This is a genomic window from Micromonospora sp. NPDC000663, assembly GCF_042898105.1.
In the GTDB taxonomy this organism is placed as follows: Bacteria; Actinomycetota; Actinomycetes; order Mycobacteriales; family Micromonosporaceae; genus Micromonospora.
In genome coordinates, this window is record NZ_JBIAYR010000005.1 from 34,685 (window position 1) to 53,925 (window position 19,241).

General features: G+C 69.5%; 16 protein-coding genes and 2 tRNA genes. 12 read left to right on the forward strand and 6 right to left on the reverse strand.

The window, feature by feature from the left end:
• Nucleotides 1-200 precede the first annotated feature (200 nt).
• The 4 genes from ACFY1S_RS18680 to ACFY1S_RS18695 all read left to right on the forward strand — a co-directional run bounded on the left by ACFY1S_RS18680 (nt 201) and on the right by ACFY1S_RS18695 (nt 7,058).
• Entirely contained in the window at nt 201-3,056 is a 2,856-nt protein-coding gene (locus ACFY1S_RS18680) for a PQQ-dependent sugar dehydrogenase (protein ID WP_387119412.1), read from the forward strand.
• The gene (locus ACFY1S_RS18685) at nt 3,053-5,158 is read left to right on the forward strand and encodes a ThuA domain-containing protein (RefSeq protein ID WP_387119415.1); all 2,106 of its coding nucleotides are present in this window, start codon (nt 3,053-3,055) and stop codon (nt 5,156-5,158) included. Before ACFY1S_RS18680 ends, ACFY1S_RS18685 begins: the two co-directional genes overlap by 4 nt.
• 186 nt (nt 5,159-5,344) lie before the next feature.
• A complete protein-coding gene (locus ACFY1S_RS18690) occupies nt 5,345-5,839 on the forward strand; it encodes a sensor histidine kinase (RefSeq protein ID WP_387119418.1) in 495 nt (164 codons plus the stop codon).
• Nucleotides 5,840-6,050: 211 nt separating this feature from the next.
• Nucleotides 6,051-7,058, forward strand: a complete 1,008-nt coding sequence (locus ACFY1S_RS18695) for a sugar phosphate isomerase/epimerase family protein (protein ID WP_354824957.1) — start codon at nt 6,051-6,053, stop codon at nt 7,056-7,058.
• Nucleotides 7,059-7,137: 79 nt separating this feature from the next.
• Here ACFY1S_RS18695 and ACFY1S_RS18700 read toward each other — a convergent pair whose 3' ends face one another.
• Entirely contained in the window at nt 7,138-7,542 is a 405-nt protein-coding gene (locus ACFY1S_RS18700) for a hypothetical protein (RefSeq protein WP_387119422.1), read from the reverse strand.
• A 261-nt stretch (nt 7,543-7,803) separates the two neighbouring features.
• Here ACFY1S_RS18700 and ACFY1S_RS18705 point away from each other — a divergent pair.
• The 4 genes from ACFY1S_RS18705 (at nt 7,804) to ACFY1S_RS18720 (ending at nt 11,580) form a co-directional block, all read left to right on the forward strand.
• A tRNA-Asn gene (locus tag ACFY1S_RS18705) sits at nt 7,804-7,876 on the forward strand.
• A 159-nt stretch (nt 7,877-8,035) separates the two neighbouring features.
• Nucleotides 8,036-10,153 carry an MMPL family transporter gene (locus ACFY1S_RS18710; protein ID WP_387119424.1) on the forward strand — a complete coding sequence of 706 codons (2,118 nt, stop codon included), beginning with the start codon at nt 8,036-8,038 and terminating at the stop codon, nt 10,151-10,153.
• Nucleotides 10,143-11,381 carry an FAD-dependent oxidoreductase gene (locus ACFY1S_RS18715; protein ID WP_387119427.1) on the forward strand — a complete coding sequence of 413 codons (1,239 nt, stop codon included), beginning with the start codon at nt 10,143-10,145 and terminating at the stop codon, nt 11,379-11,381. Before ACFY1S_RS18710 ends, ACFY1S_RS18715 begins: the two co-directional genes overlap by 11 nt.
• 122 nt (nt 11,382-11,503) lie before the next feature.
• Nucleotides 11,504-11,580 (forward strand) — tRNA-Ile (locus ACFY1S_RS18720).
• 14 nt (nt 11,581-11,594) lie between these two features.
• Here the strand turns inward: ACFY1S_RS18720 and ACFY1S_RS18725 are convergent.
• Entirely contained in the window at nt 11,595-12,119 is a 525-nt protein-coding gene (locus tag ACFY1S_RS18725; RefSeq protein ID WP_387119430.1) for a tyrosine-type recombinase/integrase, read from the reverse strand.
• Between the two features lie 58 nt (nt 12,120-12,177).
• Between ACFY1S_RS18725 and ACFY1S_RS18730 the strand changes: the two genes are divergently transcribed.
• A complete protein-coding gene (locus tag ACFY1S_RS18730) occupies nt 12,178-13,131 on the forward strand; it encodes a serine hydrolase domain-containing protein (RefSeq protein ID WP_387119433.1) in 954 nt (317 codons plus the stop codon).
• Between the two features lie 617 nt (nt 13,132-13,748).
• On the opposite strand, the gene ACFY1S_RS18735 is transcribed toward ACFY1S_RS18730, so the two are convergent.
• The 3 genes from ACFY1S_RS18735 to ACFY1S_RS18745 all read right to left on the reverse strand — a co-directional run bounded on the left by ACFY1S_RS18735 (nt 13,749) and on the right by ACFY1S_RS18745 (nt 15,581).
• Nucleotides 13,749-14,441 (reverse strand): ElyC/SanA/YdcF family protein, encoded by a 693-nt coding sequence (locus ACFY1S_RS18735; protein WP_387119436.1) that lies wholly within the window; start codon nt 14,439-14,441, stop codon nt 13,749-13,751.
• A 514-nt stretch (nt 14,442-14,955) separates the two neighbouring features.
• Nucleotides 14,956-15,330, reverse strand: a complete 375-nt coding sequence (locus ACFY1S_RS18740) for a type II toxin-antitoxin system VapC family toxin (RefSeq protein WP_387119439.1) — start codon at nt 15,328-15,330, stop codon at nt 14,956-14,958.
• On the reverse strand, nt 15,327-15,581 hold the full coding sequence (locus tag ACFY1S_RS18745; protein WP_357597832.1) for a type II toxin-antitoxin system prevent-host-death family antitoxin: 255 nt from the start codon (nt 15,579-15,581) through the stop codon (nt 15,327-15,329). Before ACFY1S_RS18745 ends, ACFY1S_RS18740 begins: the two co-directional genes overlap by 4 nt.
• 406 nt (nt 15,582-15,987) lie before the next feature.
• Between ACFY1S_RS18745 and ACFY1S_RS18750 the strand changes: the two genes are divergently transcribed.
• Nucleotides 15,988-16,779: a HEAT repeat domain-containing protein gene (locus tag ACFY1S_RS18750; protein ID WP_387119443.1), complete on the forward strand. Its 792-nt coding sequence runs from the start codon at nt 15,988-15,990 to the stop codon at nt 16,777-16,779.
• A gap of 110 nt (nt 16,780-16,889) precedes the next feature.
• Here the strand turns inward: ACFY1S_RS18750 and ACFY1S_RS18755 are convergent, their stop codons facing one another.
• Nucleotides 16,890-17,450 carry an AAA family ATPase gene (locus ACFY1S_RS18755; protein ID WP_387119446.1) on the reverse strand — a complete coding sequence of 187 codons (561 nt, stop codon included), beginning with the start codon at nt 17,448-17,450 and terminating at the stop codon, nt 16,890-16,892.
• A 196-nt stretch (nt 17,451-17,646) separates the two neighbouring features.
• Here ACFY1S_RS18755 and ACFY1S_RS18760 point away from each other — a divergent pair, with 196 nt between their 5' ends.
• Together ACFY1S_RS18760 and ACFY1S_RS18765 are read left to right on the forward strand one after the other, a co-directional pair.
• Nucleotides 17,647-17,952, forward strand: a complete 306-nt coding sequence (locus ACFY1S_RS18760; protein ID WP_387119449.1) for a hypothetical protein — start codon at nt 17,647-17,649, stop codon at nt 17,950-17,952.
• Nucleotides 17,953-18,078: 126 nt separating this feature from the next.
• Nucleotides 18,079-19,239 (forward strand): epoxide hydrolase family protein, encoded by a 1,161-nt coding sequence (locus tag ACFY1S_RS18765; protein ID WP_387119452.1) that lies wholly within the window; start codon nt 18,079-18,081, stop codon nt 19,237-19,239.
• The last annotated feature ends 2 nt before the right edge of the window (nt 19,240-19,241 follow it).

A 19,241-nucleotide genomic window follows, 5' to 3' on the forward strand; every position in this document is an offset into this window, starting at 1 on the left:
CGATATCGACGAAAGTTGTTGCCGGATCACCGGAAGGTATAGACACATCGACACGCCGCAATTTAGTGTCGTGACCAACACGACAATGTTTCGTCGAGGTGAACCGGCGGCGCGGTAACCCATCGACCCCCACCACCGCTACGGCATCCGGCGCGACGGCGCGCGCCCGGCCTGGCATCCGTCAGGAAGGGACAGCACAGATGTCCATGAAGGACACACCCACCCACCGGTCCCGACGATGGTTCTCCGCCGGATCGGCCCTGCTGCTCACGATCGCGGGTGGCACCGTCGCACTCGCGCTCGGCTCGACACCCGCCCAGGCGCACACCATCACCGCGAGTGACTTCCAGCAGGTCGAGCTGGCCCGCGGTGTCTCCGACATGGGCGAGCCGATGTCGCTCGCCGTGCTGCCGGACCGCTCCGTCCTGCACACCGCCCGCAACGGCACCCTGCGCCGCACCGACGCGGGCGGCACCACCTCGGTGATCGGCACCCTGGCCGTCTACAACCACGACGAGGAGGGATTGCAGGGCGTCGGGGTCGACCCGAACTTCGCCAGCAACAGGCAGATCTTCCTCTACTACGCCCCGCCGCTGTCCACCCCCGCCGGGGACGCGCCCGCCACCGGCACCGACTTCTCGGCCTGGCAGGGCGTGAACCGCCTCTCCCGGTTCACCCTCCATGCCGACTTCACAGTCAACCAGGCCAGCAAGGTCGACGTGCTCGACGTACCCGCCGACCGGGGCCTGTGCTGCCACGTCGGCGGGGACATCGACTTCGACGCCGCCGGCAACCTCTACCTCTCCACCGGCGACGACACCAACCCGTTCGAGTCCGCCGGCTACTCGCCGCTCGACGAGCGGACCAACCGCAACCCGGCGTACGACGCCCAGCGCAGCGCCGGCAACACCAACGACCTGCGGGGCAAGATCCTGCGGATCAAGGTGAACGCCAACGGGACGTACTCCATCCCGTCGGGCAACCTGTTCGCGCCCGGCACGGCCAGGACCCGCCCGGAGATCTACGCGATGGGCTTCCGCAACCCGTTCCGGATCAGCGTGGACAAGGCCACAGGCGTCGTCTACGTCGGTGACTACGGGCCGGACGCCGGCTCCACCAGCTCCACCAGAGGCCCGTCCGGTCAGGTCGAGTTCAACCGGGTCGCCGCGCCGGGCAACTACGGATGGCCGTACTGCACGGGCACCAACACCACCACCGAGACGTACAACGAGTGGGACTTCGCCACAAACACCGGCGGGGCGAAGTACAACTGCACGGGCGGGCCGACGAACAACTCGTTCCGCAACACCGGCCTGACCACCCTGCCGCCGGCCCAGCCGGCCTGGATCCGGTACGCGGGCGACGCCGGCACCCCCACCGAGTTCGGCGGCGGCTCGGAGTCGCCGATGGGCGGCCCGGTCTACCGGTACAACGCCTCGTCGACCTCCACCACGAAGTTCCCGCAGTCGTTCGACGGGCAGTTCTTCGCCACCGAGTTCGGCAGGGGCTGGATCAAGCCCATCCACGTCAACGCCGACGGCTCCCGGGGCACCATCGACACCTTCCCCTGGGTCGGCAAGCAGGTGATGGACTCGGCGTTCGGCCCGGACGGCGCGTACTACGTGCTCGACTACGGCACCGGCTACTTCAACGGCGACGCCAACTCGGCGCTCTACCGCTTCGACTACGTCGGCGGCGGCAACCGGGCGCCGTCCGCGGTGGCCAGCGCCAACCGGACCTCCGGCGCCGCCCCGCTCGCGGTCACCTTCTCCTCGGCCGGCTCGTCCGACCCCGAGGGCGGCGCGCTCACCTACTCGTGGGCGTTCGGTGACGGCACCACCTCGACGGCCGCCAACCCGACGAAGACGTACACCACGAACGGCACCTACACGGCCACGCTGACGGTGCGGGACCCGCAGGGCGCCACCGGCAGCAGCAGCGTACGGATCAGCGTCGGCAACACCGCGCCGACGGTGACCATCAACAACCCCGGCAACGGGCAGCTGTTCAGCTTCGGTGACACGGTGCCGTTCAGCATCACGGTGACCGACCCGGAGGACGGCACGATCGACTGCACGAAGGTCAAGATGACCTACGTGCTCGGGCACGACCAGCACGGGCACCAGATCACCTCGAAGACCGGCTGCTCCGGTTCGATCACCATCCCGGTCGACGGTGAGCACGACGACGCGGCGAACATCTTCGCGATCTTCGACGCCGAGTACACCGACGCCGGTGGGCTGACCACGCACACCCAGCACACGCTGCCGCCGCGGCACCGGCAGGCCGAGTTCTTCGGCACCTCGTCCGGCATCAACGTGTTCAGCAAGACCCCGGCCGAGGGTGGCAAGACCGTCGGCGACATCAACAACGGCGACTGGATCGCGTTCCAGCCGTACCGGTTGGGCAACGTCACGTCGTTCACCGCCCGGGTCTCCTCGGCGGGTGCCGGTGGCACCCTCCAGGTCCGGGCCGGCTCGGCCACCGGCACGGTGCTCGGCTCGGCCACGGTCCCGGTGACCGGCGGCTGGGAGACGTTCACCACTGTCACCGGCGCGATCAGCAACCCGCCGACCGGTACGACGACGCTCTACCTGACGTTCGCCGGCTCGGGCACCGGGGCGCTCTTCGACCTGGACGCGTTCACCTTCGTCACCGGTACGCCACCGGCCGGCGGGACGGGCGCGATCAAGGGTCTGGGCGGCAAGTGCCTGGACGTGCGCAACGCCGCCACCGCGGACGGCACCCAGATCCAGATCTACACCTGCAACGGCAGCGCCGCGCAGACCTGGGCGGTCACGCCGAACTCGACAGTCAAGTCGTTGGGCAAGTGCCTGGACGTCTCGGGTGGCGCCACCGCCGACGGCACCAAGATCCAGCTCTGGACCTGCAACGGCACCGGGGCGCAGAACTGGTCCGCCCAGGCCGACGGCACGCTGCGCAACGTGGCATCCGGCAAGTGTCTCGACGTCTCAGGCAACAACTCGGCCGACAGCACGGTGGTCCACCTGTGGACCTGCACCGCGGCCGCCAACCAGAAGTGGACCCTGCCATGAGAATCCTGCGACCCGTCCTCGGCGCGGCGATGGCCGCCCTCGCCGTTCTCGCCTGCACCACCCCGGCCACCCCGGCCAGTGCCGCCGACGCCCCGTACGACGTGCTTGTCTTCTCCAAGACCGCCGGCTTCCGGCACGACGCGATCCCGGTCGGTATCCAGACCATCCGTGACCTGGGCGCCGCGAACAACTTCACGGTGACCGCCACCGAGGACGCCGCCGCCTTCACCACGGGCAACCTCGCCCAGTACGAGGCTGTGGTCTTCCTCAACACCACAGGCGACGTGCTCAACGCCAGCCAGCAGACCGCCTTCGAGTCGTACATCGGCTCGGGTCGCGGGTACGTGGGTGTGCACGCCGCCGCCGACACCGAGTACGACTGGCCGTTCTACGGCAACCTGGTCGGCGCGTGGTTCGCCTCGCATCCGGCGATCCAGCAGGCCAACATGAAGGTGGAGGACAGGGGTCACGCGGCGACCGCGCACCTGCCGCAGACCTGGACCCGCACCGACGAGTGGTACAACTACCGGACCAACGCCCGGTCCACCGCGCACGTGCTGGCCACCCTGGACGAGTCGTCGTACTCCGGTGGCGGCATGGGCGCGGACCACCCGCTGAGCTGGTGCAAGGGTTACGGCGGCGGCCGGTCCTTCTACACCGGCGCCGGGCACACCCAGGCGTCGTACGCGGAGCCGGCGTTCCGGGCGCACCTGCTCGGCGGCATCAGGTACGCGGCCGGCCGGAGCAAGGCCGACTGCCGGCCGGAGACCGGCTACACCCCGCTGTTCAACGGGTCGACTGCCGGTTGGTCGCAGGCCGGTCCGGGCAGCTTCACCAACTCCGACGCCACCCTCACCTCGGTGGGCGGGATGGGGCTGTTCTGGTACAACGCGAAGCAGTTCACCAACTACTCGTTGAAGCTGGACTGGAAGCTGGCCGGGGACGACAACTCCGGCATCTTCATCGGGTTCCCGCCGTCGAGTGACCCGTGGTCGGCTGTGGACAACGGTTACGAGATCCAGATCGACGCCACCGACGCGGTGGACCGCACCACAGGAGCGGTCTACACGTTCAAGTCCGCCGACATCGCGGCCCGGGACGCGGCGCTCAACGCGCCGGGGGAGTGGAACACGTACGAGCTGCTGGTCGAGGGTGAGCGGTTGCAGATCTTCCTCAACGGCGTGAAGATCAACGACTTCACCAACACCAATCCGGTACGGTCGCTGGCCGGCCACATCGGCATCCAGAACCACGGCACCGGTGACGACGCCTCGTTCCGCAACATCCGGATCAAGGAGCTGGGCACCACGCCGCCGCCGACCGGCACGATCCAGGCCGAGGCGTTCAGCTCGGCCAACGGGGTCTCCGCGTTCACCAAGGCGGGCGCCAACGGCGGGCAGACCATCGGCTACATCGACCCGGGCGACTGGGCCGCGTACAACGGGGTGGACCTGACCGGGGTCACGTCGTTCACCTCCCGGGTCGTCTCGGGCGGCGCGGGCGGCACCATCCAGGTGCGTACCGGCTCGGCCACCGGCCCGGTGCTCGGCTCGGTCGCGGTACCGAACACCGGCAGTTGGAGCACCTTCGCGAACGTCACGACCGCCCTGTCGGGCGTCCCGTCCGGCGCCCAGAACCTCTACCTCACGTTCACCGGTAGCGGCACGGGGCTCTTCGACGTGGACGACTTCACCCTGGTCAAGGGGACCGGCGGCGGCACCCGGGTCGGCCCGGTCAAGGGCCTGGCCGGCAAGTGCCTGGACGTGCGCAACGCCGGCACGGCCGACGGCACCCAGATCCAGATCTACACCTGTAACGGCAGCGCGGCGCAGACCTGGACCGTGACGCCGAACTCGACGATCAAGGCGCTCGGCAAGTGCCTGGACGTGTCCGGCAGCGGCACCGCCGACGGCACCAAGATCCAGCTCTGGACCTGCAACGGCAGCGGCGCGCAGAACTGGGCGGCCCAGTCCGACGGCACCCTGCGCAACCCGTCGTCGGGCAAGTGCCTCGACGTCTCCGGCAACAACTCGGCGGACAGCACCATCGTGCACCTCTGGACCTGCCTCAACGCGGCAAACCAGAAGTGGACCCTGCCCTGACCGACTGAGCGCGACCAGGCCCGGCCGAGCGTGCCCCGCTCGGCCGGGCGTGGTCCCGTCCTCGCCGATCTTGCACTTTCCGCGGGGATCAGTGCCGCAACACCGACCTTTCGGCAACACAAAGTGCAAGATCGGCGGGGTGAGGGCGCAGCCCGGCTCACAGGTCGCTGCCGTACCGTGCACGTCGTGGGGGCTTTCGCGCAGTGGCGCCGGATGGTGCTGGCGCACGGGCACCGGCTGCTGGACCGGGCCGGCGAGCCCGACCCGTTGACCGGGCCGCCGCCCAGCCTGAACCGTCTCGACGCGCTGGTGGAGGGCTTCGCCGCCGGCCAGTCGGTGCGCTGGGCACTGGCCGGAGCGCCCAGGCCGCTGCCGGAGGCGGTCGACGTGGCGGCGTACCGGATCATCGAGGAGTCGCTTACCAACGCGCGCCGGCACGCCCCGGGTGCGCCGGTCGCGGTCCGCCTGCGCTACGACCCCCAGGGCATCACCATCGAGGTACGCGACGACGGCGCCGACGCCGCCGCGCCGGCGGGGGAGCCCCGGGGTGCCGACCGAGGGCTGATCGCCGTACGCAGACGCGCCGAACGCATCGGCGGCACCTTCTCCGCAGGCCCGCGACCCGACGGCGGTTTCACCGTCCGGGCGGTCCTGCCGGCGCCCGAGGAAGCGGCCGAGTGACGATCCGGGGCTTCCCCGATGGGGTGCGGCGCAAATAGGGTGGGACCGGCGACCGTGACGGTGGCCGGTGACCCGGTGGGAGGCGCAACCCGCCGGGCCCAGGTGTGTTCCGCACCCACCGGTGACCGCCCCGACGCCACGCACCGGTCCGACCGGTCACCCTCGCCCTGGTCCGCACATGGAATCCCCATCACAACAGGGGAGAAGGACAATGGCGCGACCCATCACGCTCTTCACCGGCCAGTGGGCCGACCTTCCGTTCGAGGAGGTCTGCCGGCTCGCCTCCGAGTGGGGCTACGACGGTCTGGAGATCGCCTGCTGGGGCGACCACTTCGAGGTCGACAAGGCGCTCGCCGACGACTCGTACGTCGACCGCAAGCGGGAGACGCTCGCGAAGCACAACCTTCAGGTCTTCACGATCTCCAACCACCTGGTCGGTCAGGCGGTCTGTGACCACCCGATCGACGAGCGGCACCAGGACATCCTGCCCGCCCGGATCTGGGGCGACGGGGAGCCCGAGGGCGTCCGTCAGCGGGCCGCCGAGGAGATCAAGGACACCGCGCGGGCGGCGGCGAAGCTCGGTGTGAAGACCGTCGTCGGTTTCACCGGCTCGTCTATCTGGCACACCCTGGCGATGTTCCCGCCGGTGCCGCCGTCGATGATCGAGCGCGGCTACCAGGACTTCGCCGACCGGTGGAACCCGATCCTCGACGTGTTCGACGAGGTGGGGGTGCGGTTCGCACACGAGGTGCACCCCAGCGAGATCGCGTACGACTACTGGACGACCAAGCGGGCCCTGGAGGCGATCGGCAACCGGCCCGCGTTCGGGTTGAACTGGGACCCGTCGCACTTCGTCTGGCAGGAACTGGACCCGGTGAACTTCATCTTCGACTTCGCCGACCGGATCTACCACGTGGACTGCAAGGACGCGAAGGTGCGTACCGGGGACGGCCGCCGTGGCCGGCTCGCCTCGCACCTGCCCTGGGCGGACCTGCGCCGCGGGTGGGACTTCGTCTCCACCGGGCACGGCGACGTGCCCTGGGAGGACTGCTTCCGCGCGTTGAACGCGATCGGCTACACCGGTCCCATCTCGATCGAGTGGGAGGACGCCGGAATGGACCGCCTGCTCGGCGCGCCGGAGGCGTTGCAGTTCGTCAGGAGGCTCGCCTTCGACGCCCCGAGCGCCGCCTTCGACGCGGCGTTCAGCAGCAAGGACTGACCGCACCCGGACAGACCACGGGCCGGTCGCCCTCTCGGCGACCGGCCCGTCGACGTGCGATGGGTCTACGTGCGGTGGATCAGAGCGTGCTGGCGTTGGTGCCCGAGCCGGACGGCTTGGTGCGGGGGTTGGTGGCCGACGGCGACCCGGAGGTCGTGCCGACCGAGCTGCTGCCCGTCTTGGCGCCCACGGTGGCGGGCGTGCCGGCGAACGCGTCGTCGGCGGCGGTCAGTTCCTGCTTGCCGGTGCCGCCGTTGCCGGTGCCCAGCTTCTCGCCCAGCTTGGTCTGGCCGAGCTTGTCCTTACCCTCGCTGTAGAGCTTGTTGGCTTGGGCCTGCGCGACCCCGGCCGCCTCCTGGACGGTCGGGTGGTCGAGCACCTTGCGGCCCCGGACCACGAGCTCCTCGTACTTTTCCCGGCCGGCACGGGCGCCCAGGACGAATCCCGCAGCCAGCCCGCCAAGAAACATGATCTTTCCGCGCATGGCGGCTCCTTCCGTACCTGACGCGCCGTCGCCCGGGCGGGTTTCCCCGTCCGAAGGCGACCAATTCGCGCCTGCGTCCTCTGTCCGCAGCTAACTACCCATCCTGCTCTGCGCTCAAGCATCTGTGTGCCGGGATGGCAATTTATCCGGATTGTCGAGCTGCGGACCGGGAGGGAACCCACTGGACCGCAACCCGGGTATGTCCTGTACTCTTGTCCCGTCGCACGGCGCCGGTGAGATCCGGTTCCGGGCGGTGCACGATCCCCTGTAGCTCAATTGGCAGAGCAGCCGGCTGTTAACCGGCAGGTTATTGGTTCGAGTCCAATCGGGGGAGCACAGTTTCACCCCACGCCCGTCGGCCCCGGCCGACGGGCGTTTTCGTGCGCATGGCCCGGTTTCGCCCTCCCGCACCGCACTCGCCCGGCAGGATGGTCGATGTCGACTTAGACTCCCGCTGCGTCGATTGATGCGTCGATTCTAGGGGTTGGTGCGGATGGCCGGACGAGGCGGCAGGGCCACGCTGATCGCGGTGGCGGTCGTGCTGGCCTGGCTGGTGATCGGCGGGGTGGCCGGCCCGTACTCGGGGCGCCTCAGCGAGGTCGCCACCAACGACAACGCCGCGTTCCTGCCCACCGACGCCGAGGCGACACGCGCCCAGGACCTCGCCGGCGGGTTCGTCGACCGCGAGACCGTCCCGGCGCTTGTCGTCTACGAACGGACCTCAGGCATCACCGACGCGGACAGGCAGCGGGTGGGCGCCGACCTCGCCCGGTTCGCCCAGGTGCCCGGCGTGGTCACCCCGCTGCCCCCACCCATCCCCAGCGCGGACGGCCAGGCCCTCCAGGTGGTCGTCCCGGTGGACGACGCCGAGGGTGAGGAGATCGGCACTGTCGTCGAGCAGCTGCGCGACATCACCGGCGCCGGCCAGAACGGCCTCACCGTGGACGTCGCCGGACCGGCCGGCCTGCTCGCCGACCTGATCGAGGTGTTCGCCGCCATCGACGGGCCACTGCTGCTCGTCACCCTCGTCGTGGTGCTGGTCATCCTGCTGATCGTCTACCGCAGCCCGGTGCTCTGGATCTTTCCGCTGCTCGCCGCCGGAATGTCGTACGCGCTGGCCTCGGTCTTCGTCTACCTGCTCGCCGACGCCGACGTGATCAAGCTCAACGGGCAGGCCCAGGGCATCCTCACCGTGCTGGTCTTCGGCGCCGGCACCGACTACGCGCTGCTGCTCATCGCCCGCTACCGGGAGGAGCTGCACCGACACGACCGACCGTGGGACGCCATGCGCACCGCCTGGAAGGGCGCCGCACCCGCCATCATCGCGTCCGGCGGCACCGTCATCGTCAGCCTGCTCTGCCTGCTGCTGTCCAGCCTCAACTCCAACCGGGCGCTCGGCCCGGTCGCCGCCATCGGCATCGCCGCCACCCTGCTGGTGATGCTCACCTTCCTGCCCGCGCTGCTGGTGCTCGGCGGGCGGTGGGCGTTCTGGCCCCGCCGGCCGCGAGAGGACCAGGCCGACCCGCGCGCCGAACACGGCATCTGGAGCCGCATCGCCGGCTTCGTGGCCCGGCACGCCCGGCCGATCTGGCTGAGCACAGCAGTCGTGCTGGCCCTGCTCACGCTCGGCCTCACCCAGCTCGGCGCCACCACCCTCGGCCAGTCCGACCTGTTCACCAAGCGCACCGACTCGGTCGACGGGCAGGAGGTGATCGCCCGGCACTACCCGGCCGGCACCGGCAGCCCGGCCACCATCTTCACCACCGAACAGACCGCCCGGCAGGTCGCCCAGGTGGCGCAGGGCGTACCCGGCGTCGCCGACGTCCGCCCGCTCACCACCGGCCCGCAGACCGGCCCGCCGGACCCGAACGCCGCACCGAAGGTCGTCGACGGGCGGGTGCAACTGGAGGCGACCCTGGCCGACCCGCCGGACAGCGACGGCGCCGAACGGGCCATCCGCGAGCTGCGGGTCGCCGTCCACCGGGTGCCCGACGCGGACGCCGTTGTCGGCGGCTTCACCGCGATCAACGTGGACACCTCCGACGCCGCGACACGCGACCAGAACGTCATCATCCCGATCGTGCTGGTGGTCATCGCCGTCATCCTGGCCCTGCTGCTGCGCGCCCTGCTCGCCCCGCTACTGCTGATCGCCACGGTGCTGCTCAGCTTCGCCGCCACCCTGGGCCTGTGCGCGCTGCTGTTCCGGCACGTCTTCGACTTCCCCGGCGTCGACTCGTCGTTCCCGCTGTTCGCGTTCGTGTTCCTGGTGGCGCTCGGCATCGACTACAACATCTTCCTGATGAGCCGGGTCCGCGAGGAGTCCGTCAAGCGCGGCACCCGCGCCGGTGTGCTCGCCGGCCTCGCCGTCACCGGCGGGGTGATCACGTCCGCCGGCATCGTGCTCGCCGCGACCTTCTCCGCCCTCGCCGTCCTGCCCCTGGTGGTACTCGTCGAACTGGGCACCGCCGTCGCCGTCGGGGTACTCATCGACACGATCATCGTCCGGTCGCTGCTGGTGCCGGCACTCGCGTACGACATCGGGCCGAAGGTCTGGTGGCCGGGCCGGTTGTCCCGGGCGAACGGTGAGCGGGAGGCGCGCGATGCTGGCTGAGACCGACGTGGTCATCGTCGGCGGCGGCCTGGCCGGCCTCGCCGCCGCCCGGCGGCTGCACCGCGCGGGCGTGCCCTGGCGGCTGCTGGAGGCCGACGGCCGACTCGGCGGCCGGGTCGCCACCGACGTCGTCGACGGCTACCTGATCGACAGGGGTTTCCAGGTGCTCAACACCGCCTACCCCCGGCTCGGCACGCTGCTCGACACCGCCCGGCTCAACCTCGGCTACTTCACCTCCGGGGTGCTCGTCCGCAAGGGCGACGACCTGCTGCGGCTGGTCAACCCGCTGCGCGAGCCCACCGGCGGCCCGGGCACCGCCCTCGCCGGCGTCGGGTCCCTGCGCGACCGGCTGCGCTTCGCGGCGCTCGCCGCGGGCTGCGCCACACTGCCCGCCTCCCGACTGCTCACCGCCCCGGAGACCAGCGCCGAGGCGGCGCTGCGCCGCGCCGGCCTCTCCGACGCGATCATCGAGGAGCTGCTGCGCCCGTTCCTGTCCGGTGTGTTCATCGACCGGGAACTGGCCACCTCCAGCCACGTCCTCGCGATGGTGCTGCGGTCCTTCGCCCGCGGCCGCATCGGCCTGCCCGCCGAGGGGATGGCCGCGCTGCCCCGGGCCGTCGCCGACCCGCTGCCGGCCGACCTGCTCGACCTGAACATCCCGGTCGCCGAGGTCGCGCCCGGCCGGGTCCGCACCCAGGCCGGCGACATCCGCTGCCGGGCCGTCGTGGTCGCCGTCGACCCGCCCGCCGCGGCCGCGCTGCTGCCGGCCCTGGCGACGGTACGGATGCACAGCTACACCACCTACTACCACAGCGCGCCCGAACCACCCCTAGCCGAACCGATCCTGCTCGTCGACGGCGACCGGCGGGAGATCGTCGCGAACACGGTGGTGCTCAGCAACGCCGCCAGCACGTACGCCCCCGCCGGACGGTACCTGATCGCGACCTCGGTGGTCGGCCCGACGGCCCCACCCGAGCCGACCATCCGGGCCGAGTTGACCCGCCTGTACGGTCGATCCACCGCCGACTGGACACACCTCACCACAGCCGCCGTGCCGCAGGCGCTGCCCGCCGCACCACCACCGCAGGGGCGGCTGCGCAAGCCCGTGTCGTTGGGGGAGGGCCTGTTCGTGGCCGGTGACCACCGCGACAGCCCATCGATCCAGGGCGCCCTCGCCAGCGGCTGGCGCGCCGCCGGCGCGGTGCTTGAAGAGCTGCGCGCCGGCTGACCGCCGTACCCGAGCGCGCTGTTATATTCCTGTAGCCCTTCGTGCTGGTGCAGGCGTGGGCGCCGGCCGGCGCGGTGCTGGCTGCTGACCGCCGAGCGGGATAAGATCCGGCGCGGTGTTTCGGGGCGGTAGCTCAGCCGGTTAGAGCAGGGGACTCATAATCCCTCGGTCGCGGGTTCGAGTCCCGCCCGCCCCACCACCCGTTTTCCCTGGTCAGCCGTGCTGCCGACGATCCGGGCGCACCGCGTCGAGGTCCGGACCGACGCCCTCGGTCCGCACTGAGTCCGCAGCAGCACGACCCGCCGCCCGGTCGAGGCGGTCCGCCACCTGGTCCAGGTCGTCCTCGAACAGGTCCGCGTACACATCCAGCGTCATCGCCGCCGAGGCGTGCCCGAGCATCCGCTGCACCGCCTTGACGTTGGCGCCCTCCGCCACCGCCAGACTGGCCGCCGTGTGCCGCAGCTCGTGCGGCGTCAGGCCGACGAGACCGATCGACTCCGCAGCCCTGTCTCCGACGCCGAATACCCGGCCGATCGGACCGAACTCCGGTTCGCCACCCCACTCAAGCCCCGGCCCAAGCGAAGGGTCAACGGCGGCAAGCCGCCAGAGCGGCAAGGAGGAAAACCGTGACCACCCACTGACCGCCCCGGACGAGCGCTTTCTCGCCAGGGCCATCGAGATCTCACGGTGAGCGTTGGAAGACGAGGGGAAGACACCGTTCGGTGCCATCGTCGTCATCGGCGGAGAGGTCGTCGAGTTGAGTGCGCCAGCCCATCCCACGGCATACTACTGAGCCGTGGGTTTCGAAGAGGACTGGCGGGACTTGACAGCGGGCACCGATCCGACTCTTGACATTGGTATCGCGGTCGGAGGGGTCGACGGCGATGTCTGGACCGGCGGCCGCGACCTGTTGTTCCCGGCCTGTTCGATCAGCAAGCACGTCGCCGCGTTCGGCGCTCTGCGGCTGGTTGCCGACACGACGATCGACCTCGATGCCGATGTCAACACCTACCTCTCATCCTGGCAGCTCCCTGGTACGGGCACAGTGACCGTGCGTCAGGTCCTGGCGCACACTGCCGGACTGACCGAGAATTGGTTCCCGGGGTATGCCGTAGGTGAGCCAGTACCGTCGCTGCTGCAAATCCTGGCGGGTGCACCACCGGCCAACACGCCCGCAGTCCGGCGTGAGCTGCTGCCAGGCTCCGAGTTCCGCTATTCAGGAAGCCACTACGCCTTACTTCAACAGCTCTTGACCGATGTGACGGCGACCCCGTTTGACGAGCTCATGGCGGCGCTGGTGCTGGAACCAGTGGGTATGGCAGACAGCAGCTTCGATCAACACTTCCCGAATGAACACCAGGAACGTGCGGCTCGCGGCCATGCCAACGGTGCCGCTGTACCCGGCGGTTGGCACACGCAACCGGAGATGGCCGGGGCCGGACTGTGGAGCACCCCGCTCGACCTGGTCCGGCTCGAGCTGGAAATCACCCGAGCCCACGCCGGCGACTCCGCGCTGCTCCCACCGGATTTAGCCACGCAGATGCTGGAGCGTCAGTCGCCAGGCGGATTCGGTCTGGGCACGGAGATCGGCGACGGTCGCTTCGGCCATACCGGGCAGAACACCGGCTACAGCTGTTTCGCGTTCGCCTGGCCAGCGTCAGGCACCGCGGTCGCCGCCATGACGAACGCCGAGGACTGCCGCGATACGTTGTTCGCCCTCATCGAAATTGCGCAACGCCATTTCGGCTGATCACCTTGCCGTGCGCTCTCTCCTCAACAATTGAGACTATGGGTGCCGCCGCCTGCAGTAACACACTCTCATGCCGCGATCCGCGCTCGGATGTCGCAGATCAGTTGGCGGAGGACTGTCGAGCATCAGTCGACGGAGGACATGACGTAAGCCCGAGACACTGCCGAATTCCGCTCTATCAGATCAAGGCGGCCCGCAAGCGGGCCGCGCCGGGCCGGCCCCGGCTTGCTGGCGACCTCCGGCCGGCATCGGCCGGGCCGGCCGGCCAACGCTGCGGAGAACTGAGGGCATGATGGGCTGAGGCGGGACGATCGCCGTCGGTGTTGCTCTCCGTCGAGGGCGGGGCGATCGCTGCCGCGCAGCAGAGCTGCTTGCCTCCGAGTCACGCGGGCACTGTCCGCAGCGAGATGACGACGAGGACCAGGGCGTGACCATCCCCCGGGTGCCCGATCCTCTACGCCACCCGGCCGGCGTCAAGGGCGCTGCGCGTCGGCACGCCAATGGCCTACGGCCACCCTTGACACCAACCGGGCGCCGCAGTCCTTGGCACCTATCCGGGGGACGGGGGAAGAGTGGCGGCGACCTTCCGCAGGGAGGCCGGACGGTCTCCCGCTGCCTCAGACCAGCCCGGTGACCAGGGGATTGTGGTGGCTCCAAAGCCACTGTAGGTACTGCTGCAATTCCTCCGGCGTGGCGAGCCATCCGTTGTCCATGTAGTTGAGGATGCGTTTGATCTCGCCGGGTACGAGGTCGTAGGCGGTCGCTCCGGTTTCCGGGACGGGTGTGTCAGGCGGGACGGCCACGGGGAGCGGGATCATGGGGAGGCGAAATCCAGTCCTGGTAAAGGCTTTGAGGACCGTGAGGTAGACGCGGGCCAGGTGGTAGGGGGAGACAACGAGCGCAAGGCTGGTGATGCCGCCTACTTGGACCTGGTTGACGATCCATGCGGCCTGCAAGCCGGTGTTGGGAGCCGGCTCGGCTTGGAGGTAGACCCCATTGGTGCGACGAAGGCCGAGGCACCGCAGGTAGTCGAGCGTGATCTCGACGTACGTCTCTTCATCCGGGTTCCCGTTCGCCACCAGAAGGTAGCGAAGCGCTGGGTTCGCCTCCCAGTTACGGATCGCATGAGTGAGACGCCATTCTTCGCCCTGACCGGTGGCTACCACGAGCGCGTCGACGTGGTCGGCGGCTGATTGGGGAAGGGTCAGGATCACCGTGAGGGCTTTCATCACCTCCACGAGTTGGCCGGCTGTGAAGCCGGCTAGATCCTCTTCCGCCACAACCCGGGGGGCCGCCTTGTTGGGTTTCACCGAACCGCCCCGGCCGCCTCGTCGTGAAGGCCGGTGCGCGAGACCAGGGACGCCAGGTCGTCGGGTTGAGGTAGGGAGATCATGCATGCGATCTTTCCAGCCCTCATTGAGTCCGTGGGCCCGACCACTTCCCAATGCGGCGGAGGGACGCGTTGACGTGCAAGGCAGGTTCGAGCGTGCCTGCCTCCTGACCGAGCGGTCCGCATCTAGTCCGCAAGAGGTCGGCGGACAGCGGGGGAGCAGTGTGAGATGTCGAGAGGCGTTTCCGCTGCTAGGCCGCTATGTGGCGAGGTCGGCGGGACGGGCAGTTTGATCTCATAATCCCTCGGTCGCGGGTTCGAGTCCCGCGCGCCCCACCAAACCGGATACCGAAGGGAGGGGTCTAAGGACCCGCGTATCTGCAGGCCGGCTTGTGCCTGGGCTGAGCAACAGATGCCGCTCGGAATGGGAGGGGCGGTCAGCGGGCGAGACGGCCTGGGCCTCTCGCGGGTATCAGGAGTGCACAGAGGTGTTCTCACACCTTGAGGACATCCACGTCGTACAGCGCTATCGACGCGTCACGGGAGGCGACGGTCAGCCCTTCGGTGATTGCCTGTGCCACGAGCATGCGGTCGAAGGGATCGCGGTGATGCGATGGCAGGCGACCGGCGGCGATGGCGTGGGCGTGGGACACCGGGAGTTCGCGGAAGCCCATGTCTCTCACCCGCTCTGCAAGGTCAGGCGGTCCGGCGAGTTTCCCAGTGCTCTGTTTGATGGTTATCTCCCACAGGGTGACCGGGGAGAGGAAGATGTCCGGCTCGTGGCGTAGTCGATCGAGCAACTCGGTGCCGAGGGTCGGGTCGCCGGCGATGGCCCAGAGCGCGACGTGAGTGTCCAGCAGTAGGTTCATGCGCCGATGCCGAAGTCGTCGGCGATCTCCGCGTTGGTCTGTGGCGAGTCCCAGTCACCGGAGAGATCCAGTTGGCCGGCGAGGGAGCCGATTGCAGTGCGGTTGGCCCGCCGGACCAGCGGTACGACCTTCGCCACCGGGGTGCCCGCGCGGTCGATGATGATCTCCTCACCGCGTTCCACCCGTTCGATGATGCGCGACAGATGGGTCTTGGCGTCATGCATGTTGTAGTGCACGGCCTCAGCCGACATGGTCCAGCCTCCTCGGTTAGCTAAGGAGTTAGTTTAGCCTGCTTGGCCGCGTGCGTCAGCGGCCTTGGCTGCTCGGGCCTGGGCCATCGTGGCAGATCCGGATGCGCTTGGTGAGGTGCCACCCGGTCTGAGGCGCGGTGGAGGTGCCGGCGGTTGGTCGGTCGCCGGCACCGTGCGCACGTCGTGCTCGATGGTCGAGGTGACAGGCGACAACTATCGGCGGTGGCGCACGATCTCGGCGTCCCCTTCGGCTTCCTCGATCCGGAAGCTTCGCTCGTCGATCCGCCGCGATGGTGGGACTCCCAGCCCGCCTGCTAGGGCTGGCACCACTCCCTGCCGGTGCCGTCCCAGCCGAAGCTTGACAGTGGATCTGGGATGGGCCGCCGACAGGCCGTAAGTTGGTCGTGTGCCAGAGGAGTTGCAACAGCTCACCGGCCCGGATCGGGTGCTGCGGGGAGAGGCCCTGGACAGACTCGTGGACCTCGCGGCCGGCGGCGACGAGCGCGCTGTGCGGGCGCTGCGCGCCGTCGTTGCCGGGTATCGGCGGTTCGACCCGGAGATCTATACCCGCGCCCTCAACAGGCTGTGGCTGTTCGGCGACGCGACGCTTGAGGAGCCGCTGCTCGTCGCTTTGGCCGATGAGCAGTACGGCTGCCAGGCGTGGGCGGCCAGAGCCTGCGGACAGCTCGGGATCAGAGCAGCCGAGCCGCTGCTGATCGACCTGCTGGAGCATCCGGACGGGCTGACACGGGAGAGCGCATGCCAGGCGTTGGGAAACCTGTCGAGTTCGGCGGCGATCCAGCCGCTGACGCGCCGCCTCGACGACCCGGCGGAGTTCGTCAGGGCCGCCGCGAGTGAGGCGTTGGCCGACATCGGCAGCGACGATGCGCTCGCCTCCCTGTGGGCCGCATTCGAGTCCCGGCGATCCTCGCGGGCGGGCTATCTCACGTCCGCCCTGGCCAGGTTCGGTCCAACTGTCTTCGAGCGACTGGTACAGGCGACCAGCCATCGCGACCCCGAGATGCGGTTCTGGGCTGCCAGGGCTCTCGGCGCGAGCGGTGACGAGCGGGCTGTTGAGGTCCTGACCCGCCTGGCCTCTGACGATCACAGCACCACCGGATTCGGTGCCCGTGTCAGCACCGCGGCGAAGACCGCGCTGAAGACCTTGCGCCGGATCCACGAGCGCGAGCCGCGATAGCCTCACCCGCCAGACGTCGCGTGACGCGAGAGAGCCGGGTCGATCGGCTCACCACGGCAGATGCCGTCCTCACCAAGGCGGCCCGCAGGTGGCGCACGCGGGCCCGATCGTCAGTGGCAGTCCTCAGATCTCGCCAGGAGAGTGCCCGAGCCACCCCCGGTAACTCGGAGGACGATCTGCCGGGCTGCTTCGGCGGGCGTGAGGTGCGTGGTGTCGACGACCTCGGCCTCGGCATGCAGCCACGTGCGGGCCGCCTCGGCGTAGGGCTCAAGGTATTTGAGGCGGAACGGTGAGGGGACGGGATGTTCCCCCTCGATACGCAGGCGCAGGGTGTCCTGGTCCGCGTGGAGGACGAAGTGCCTCACCGGTATGGCGTGTCGGGCGAGACCCTCGCTGATTTCGCGCCAGTACTGCTCCACCAGGACGGTCATGGGCATCACCAGCGTGCCGCCGGTGTAGTCGAGCACGCGGCGGGCGGTCTCGACGACGAGTTGCCGCCACGGCGGCCAGTGCTGGAAGTTGTCCGTCTCGGGCAGCCCTGGCGTGATGTCCATGAGCGTCTCGCCGACCTTCTCGGCGTCGAATACCCGTGAATCCGGGATCAGCTGTTGCACGAGCGCGCTCGTCGTCGTCTTGCCCGCGCCGTGGGTGCCGTTGAGCCATACGATCACGGGGCACATTAACGCGGCTGAGCAATGGACGGGATCCTGACGGGACGATCGCCGTCGGGGTTGTTGGCCGTCGAGGGCGGGGCGACCGCTAGGGCGCAGCAGAGCTGCGTGGCTGCGGACTTCCGGGGTACGGACCGACCTTCCTCGCCCACCTGTCCCAGTGACTTGTTCGAATGCGTCCCGGATACTCGGCTGCATGATCGACAACGACCCCGGTGTGCCCGGGCTGTCTCGCGTGCCTCATCCCGCCGACAGTTCGACGCTTCCGCTGTACATGGTCTTCTTCTTCCTGCTCGGCCTGGTCGGCTTCACGATATATGGAATGGCAGACGGTGGAACGGCGCTGGTGCTCGCGATAATCGTCTCTGGGGTCTTCTTCATGTGCTTCCTGATCCTGTTCACGATCTACTGGCTCGGCTACCTCCTGAAGGGGCACGCGATCTGGCAGGCTCGCCAGCAGGCCCGGTCCGAGGGGCCGTCCATGGACGGGTACCCGGAGTGAGCCGACCACCCACGCGACGAGGCAGGTGGGCGGGTCAGGCAGTGTCTTGCGGAGAAACGCCTCGGCCGGGACTGGTGCCTGCTCGGCCCAGACCGGGCACAGTGGAGGGCGGACGAAGGGAGGCCCGTGTCGATCGAGTTCCGTCCCTACCGGGTACGCGTACCGGAAGCCGAGGTGGCCGACCTGCGTGACCGGCTGGCGCGTACGCGGTGGCCGGAGGCGGCGCCCGCCCCCGGGTGGGCACAGGGCATACCCCGGTCCGTGATGCGGGACCTGTGCGGGTTCTGGGCCGAGGGGTACGACTGGCGAGCGGCCGAGGCGCGGCTCAACGCGGTCCCGCAGTACCTCGTCGGCGTAAACGGAGTGGACATCCACGTGCTCCACGCCAGATCACCACACCCGGGCGCGATGCCGCTGATCCTCACCCACGGCTGGCCGGGATCGGTGCTGGAACTGGTCGACCTGGTCGCCCCGCTCACCGACCCGGTGCGGCACGGCGGCACCGCCGGGGACGCCTTCGATGTGGTGATCCCGTCGCTGCCCGGGTACGGCTTCAGCGGCAAGCCCACCCAGCCGGGCTGGGGGATCGGCCGGATCGCCGCCGCCTGGGCACAGATCATGGCGGCACTCGGGTACACCCGTTACGGCGCCGCGGGCAGTGACTGGGGCACCAGCATCTCCAGCATGTTGGCGGCCCGGGACGGCGAGCACGTGGCCGGCATTCACCTCGTCCCGCCCCTCGCCGGGCCGGACCCGTCCGCCGACGGGGACCTCACCGACGCCGAGCGCGAGGCATTGGAGCGGTTGCGCCGTCGCGGGCGGACAAGTTCGGCGTACTCCGAGGTGCACCGCACCGCCCCGCAGACCGCCGGGTACGCCCTCACGGACTCGCCGGTCGGGCTGTGCGCGTGGATGGCCGAGAAGTTGCTCACCTGGGCCGACCCCACGCCCGCCCGACCCGGTGGCCTCACCCGGGACCAGGTCCTCGACCAGGTGACGCTGTACTGGCTGACCGGCACTGCGGCGTCCTCGGCGCGTCTCTACGCCGAGAGCATCGAGCAGGTGTCGGCGTGGATCAGCGGCGAGGACACCGCTGAGATTCGCGTACCCGTCGGGGCGTCGATCTTCCCGGCCGAGCTTCCTCGGCCGTCCCAGCGGTGGGCGGCCCGTCGCTACCCGGACATCCGGTACTGGAAGGAGCACGACGGTGGGGGGCACTTCCCGGCGCTCGAAGTGCCGGAGCTGTTGATCGCGGACCTGCGTGCCTTCTTCCGACTGCTGCGATGAGG

Coding starts and splice junctions, on each gene's coding strand:
- ACFY1S_RS18740 (WP_387119439.1), bottom strand. CDS start 15,330: ATGAACCTACTGCTGGACACTCACGTCGCGCTCTGGGCCATCGCCGGC.
- ACFY1S_RS18745 (WP_357597832.1), bottom strand. CDS start 15,581: ATGTCGGCTGAGGCCGTGCACTACAACATGCATGACGCCAAGACCCAT.
- ACFY1S_RS18725 (WP_387119430.1), bottom strand. CDS start 12,119: ATGACGACGATGGCACCGAACGGTGTCTTCCCCTCGTCTTCCAACGCT.
- ACFY1S_RS18715 (WP_387119427.1), top strand. CDS start 10,143: ATGCTGGCTGAGACCGACGTGGTCATCGTCGGCGGCGGCCTGGCCGGC.
- ACFY1S_RS18685 (WP_387119415.1), top strand. CDS start 3,053: ATGAGAATCCTGCGACCCGTCCTCGGCGCGGCGATGGCCGCCCTCGCC.
- ACFY1S_RS18710 (WP_387119424.1), top strand. CDS start 8,036: ATGGCCGGACGAGGCGGCAGGGCCACGCTGATCGCGGTGGCGGTCGTG.
- ACFY1S_RS18700 (WP_387119422.1), bottom strand. CDS start 7,542: ATGCGCGGAAAGATCATGTTTCTTGGCGGGCTGGCTGCGGGATTCGTC.
- ACFY1S_RS18695 (WP_354824957.1), top strand. CDS start 6,051: ATGGCGCGACCCATCACGCTCTTCACCGGCCAGTGGGCCGACCTTCCG.
- ACFY1S_RS18680 (WP_387119412.1), top strand. CDS start 201: ATGTCCATGAAGGACACACCCACCCACCGGTCCCGACGATGGTTCTCC.
- ACFY1S_RS18760 (WP_387119449.1), top strand. CDS start 17,647: ATGATCGACAACGACCCCGGTGTGCCCGGGCTGTCTCGCGTGCCTCAT.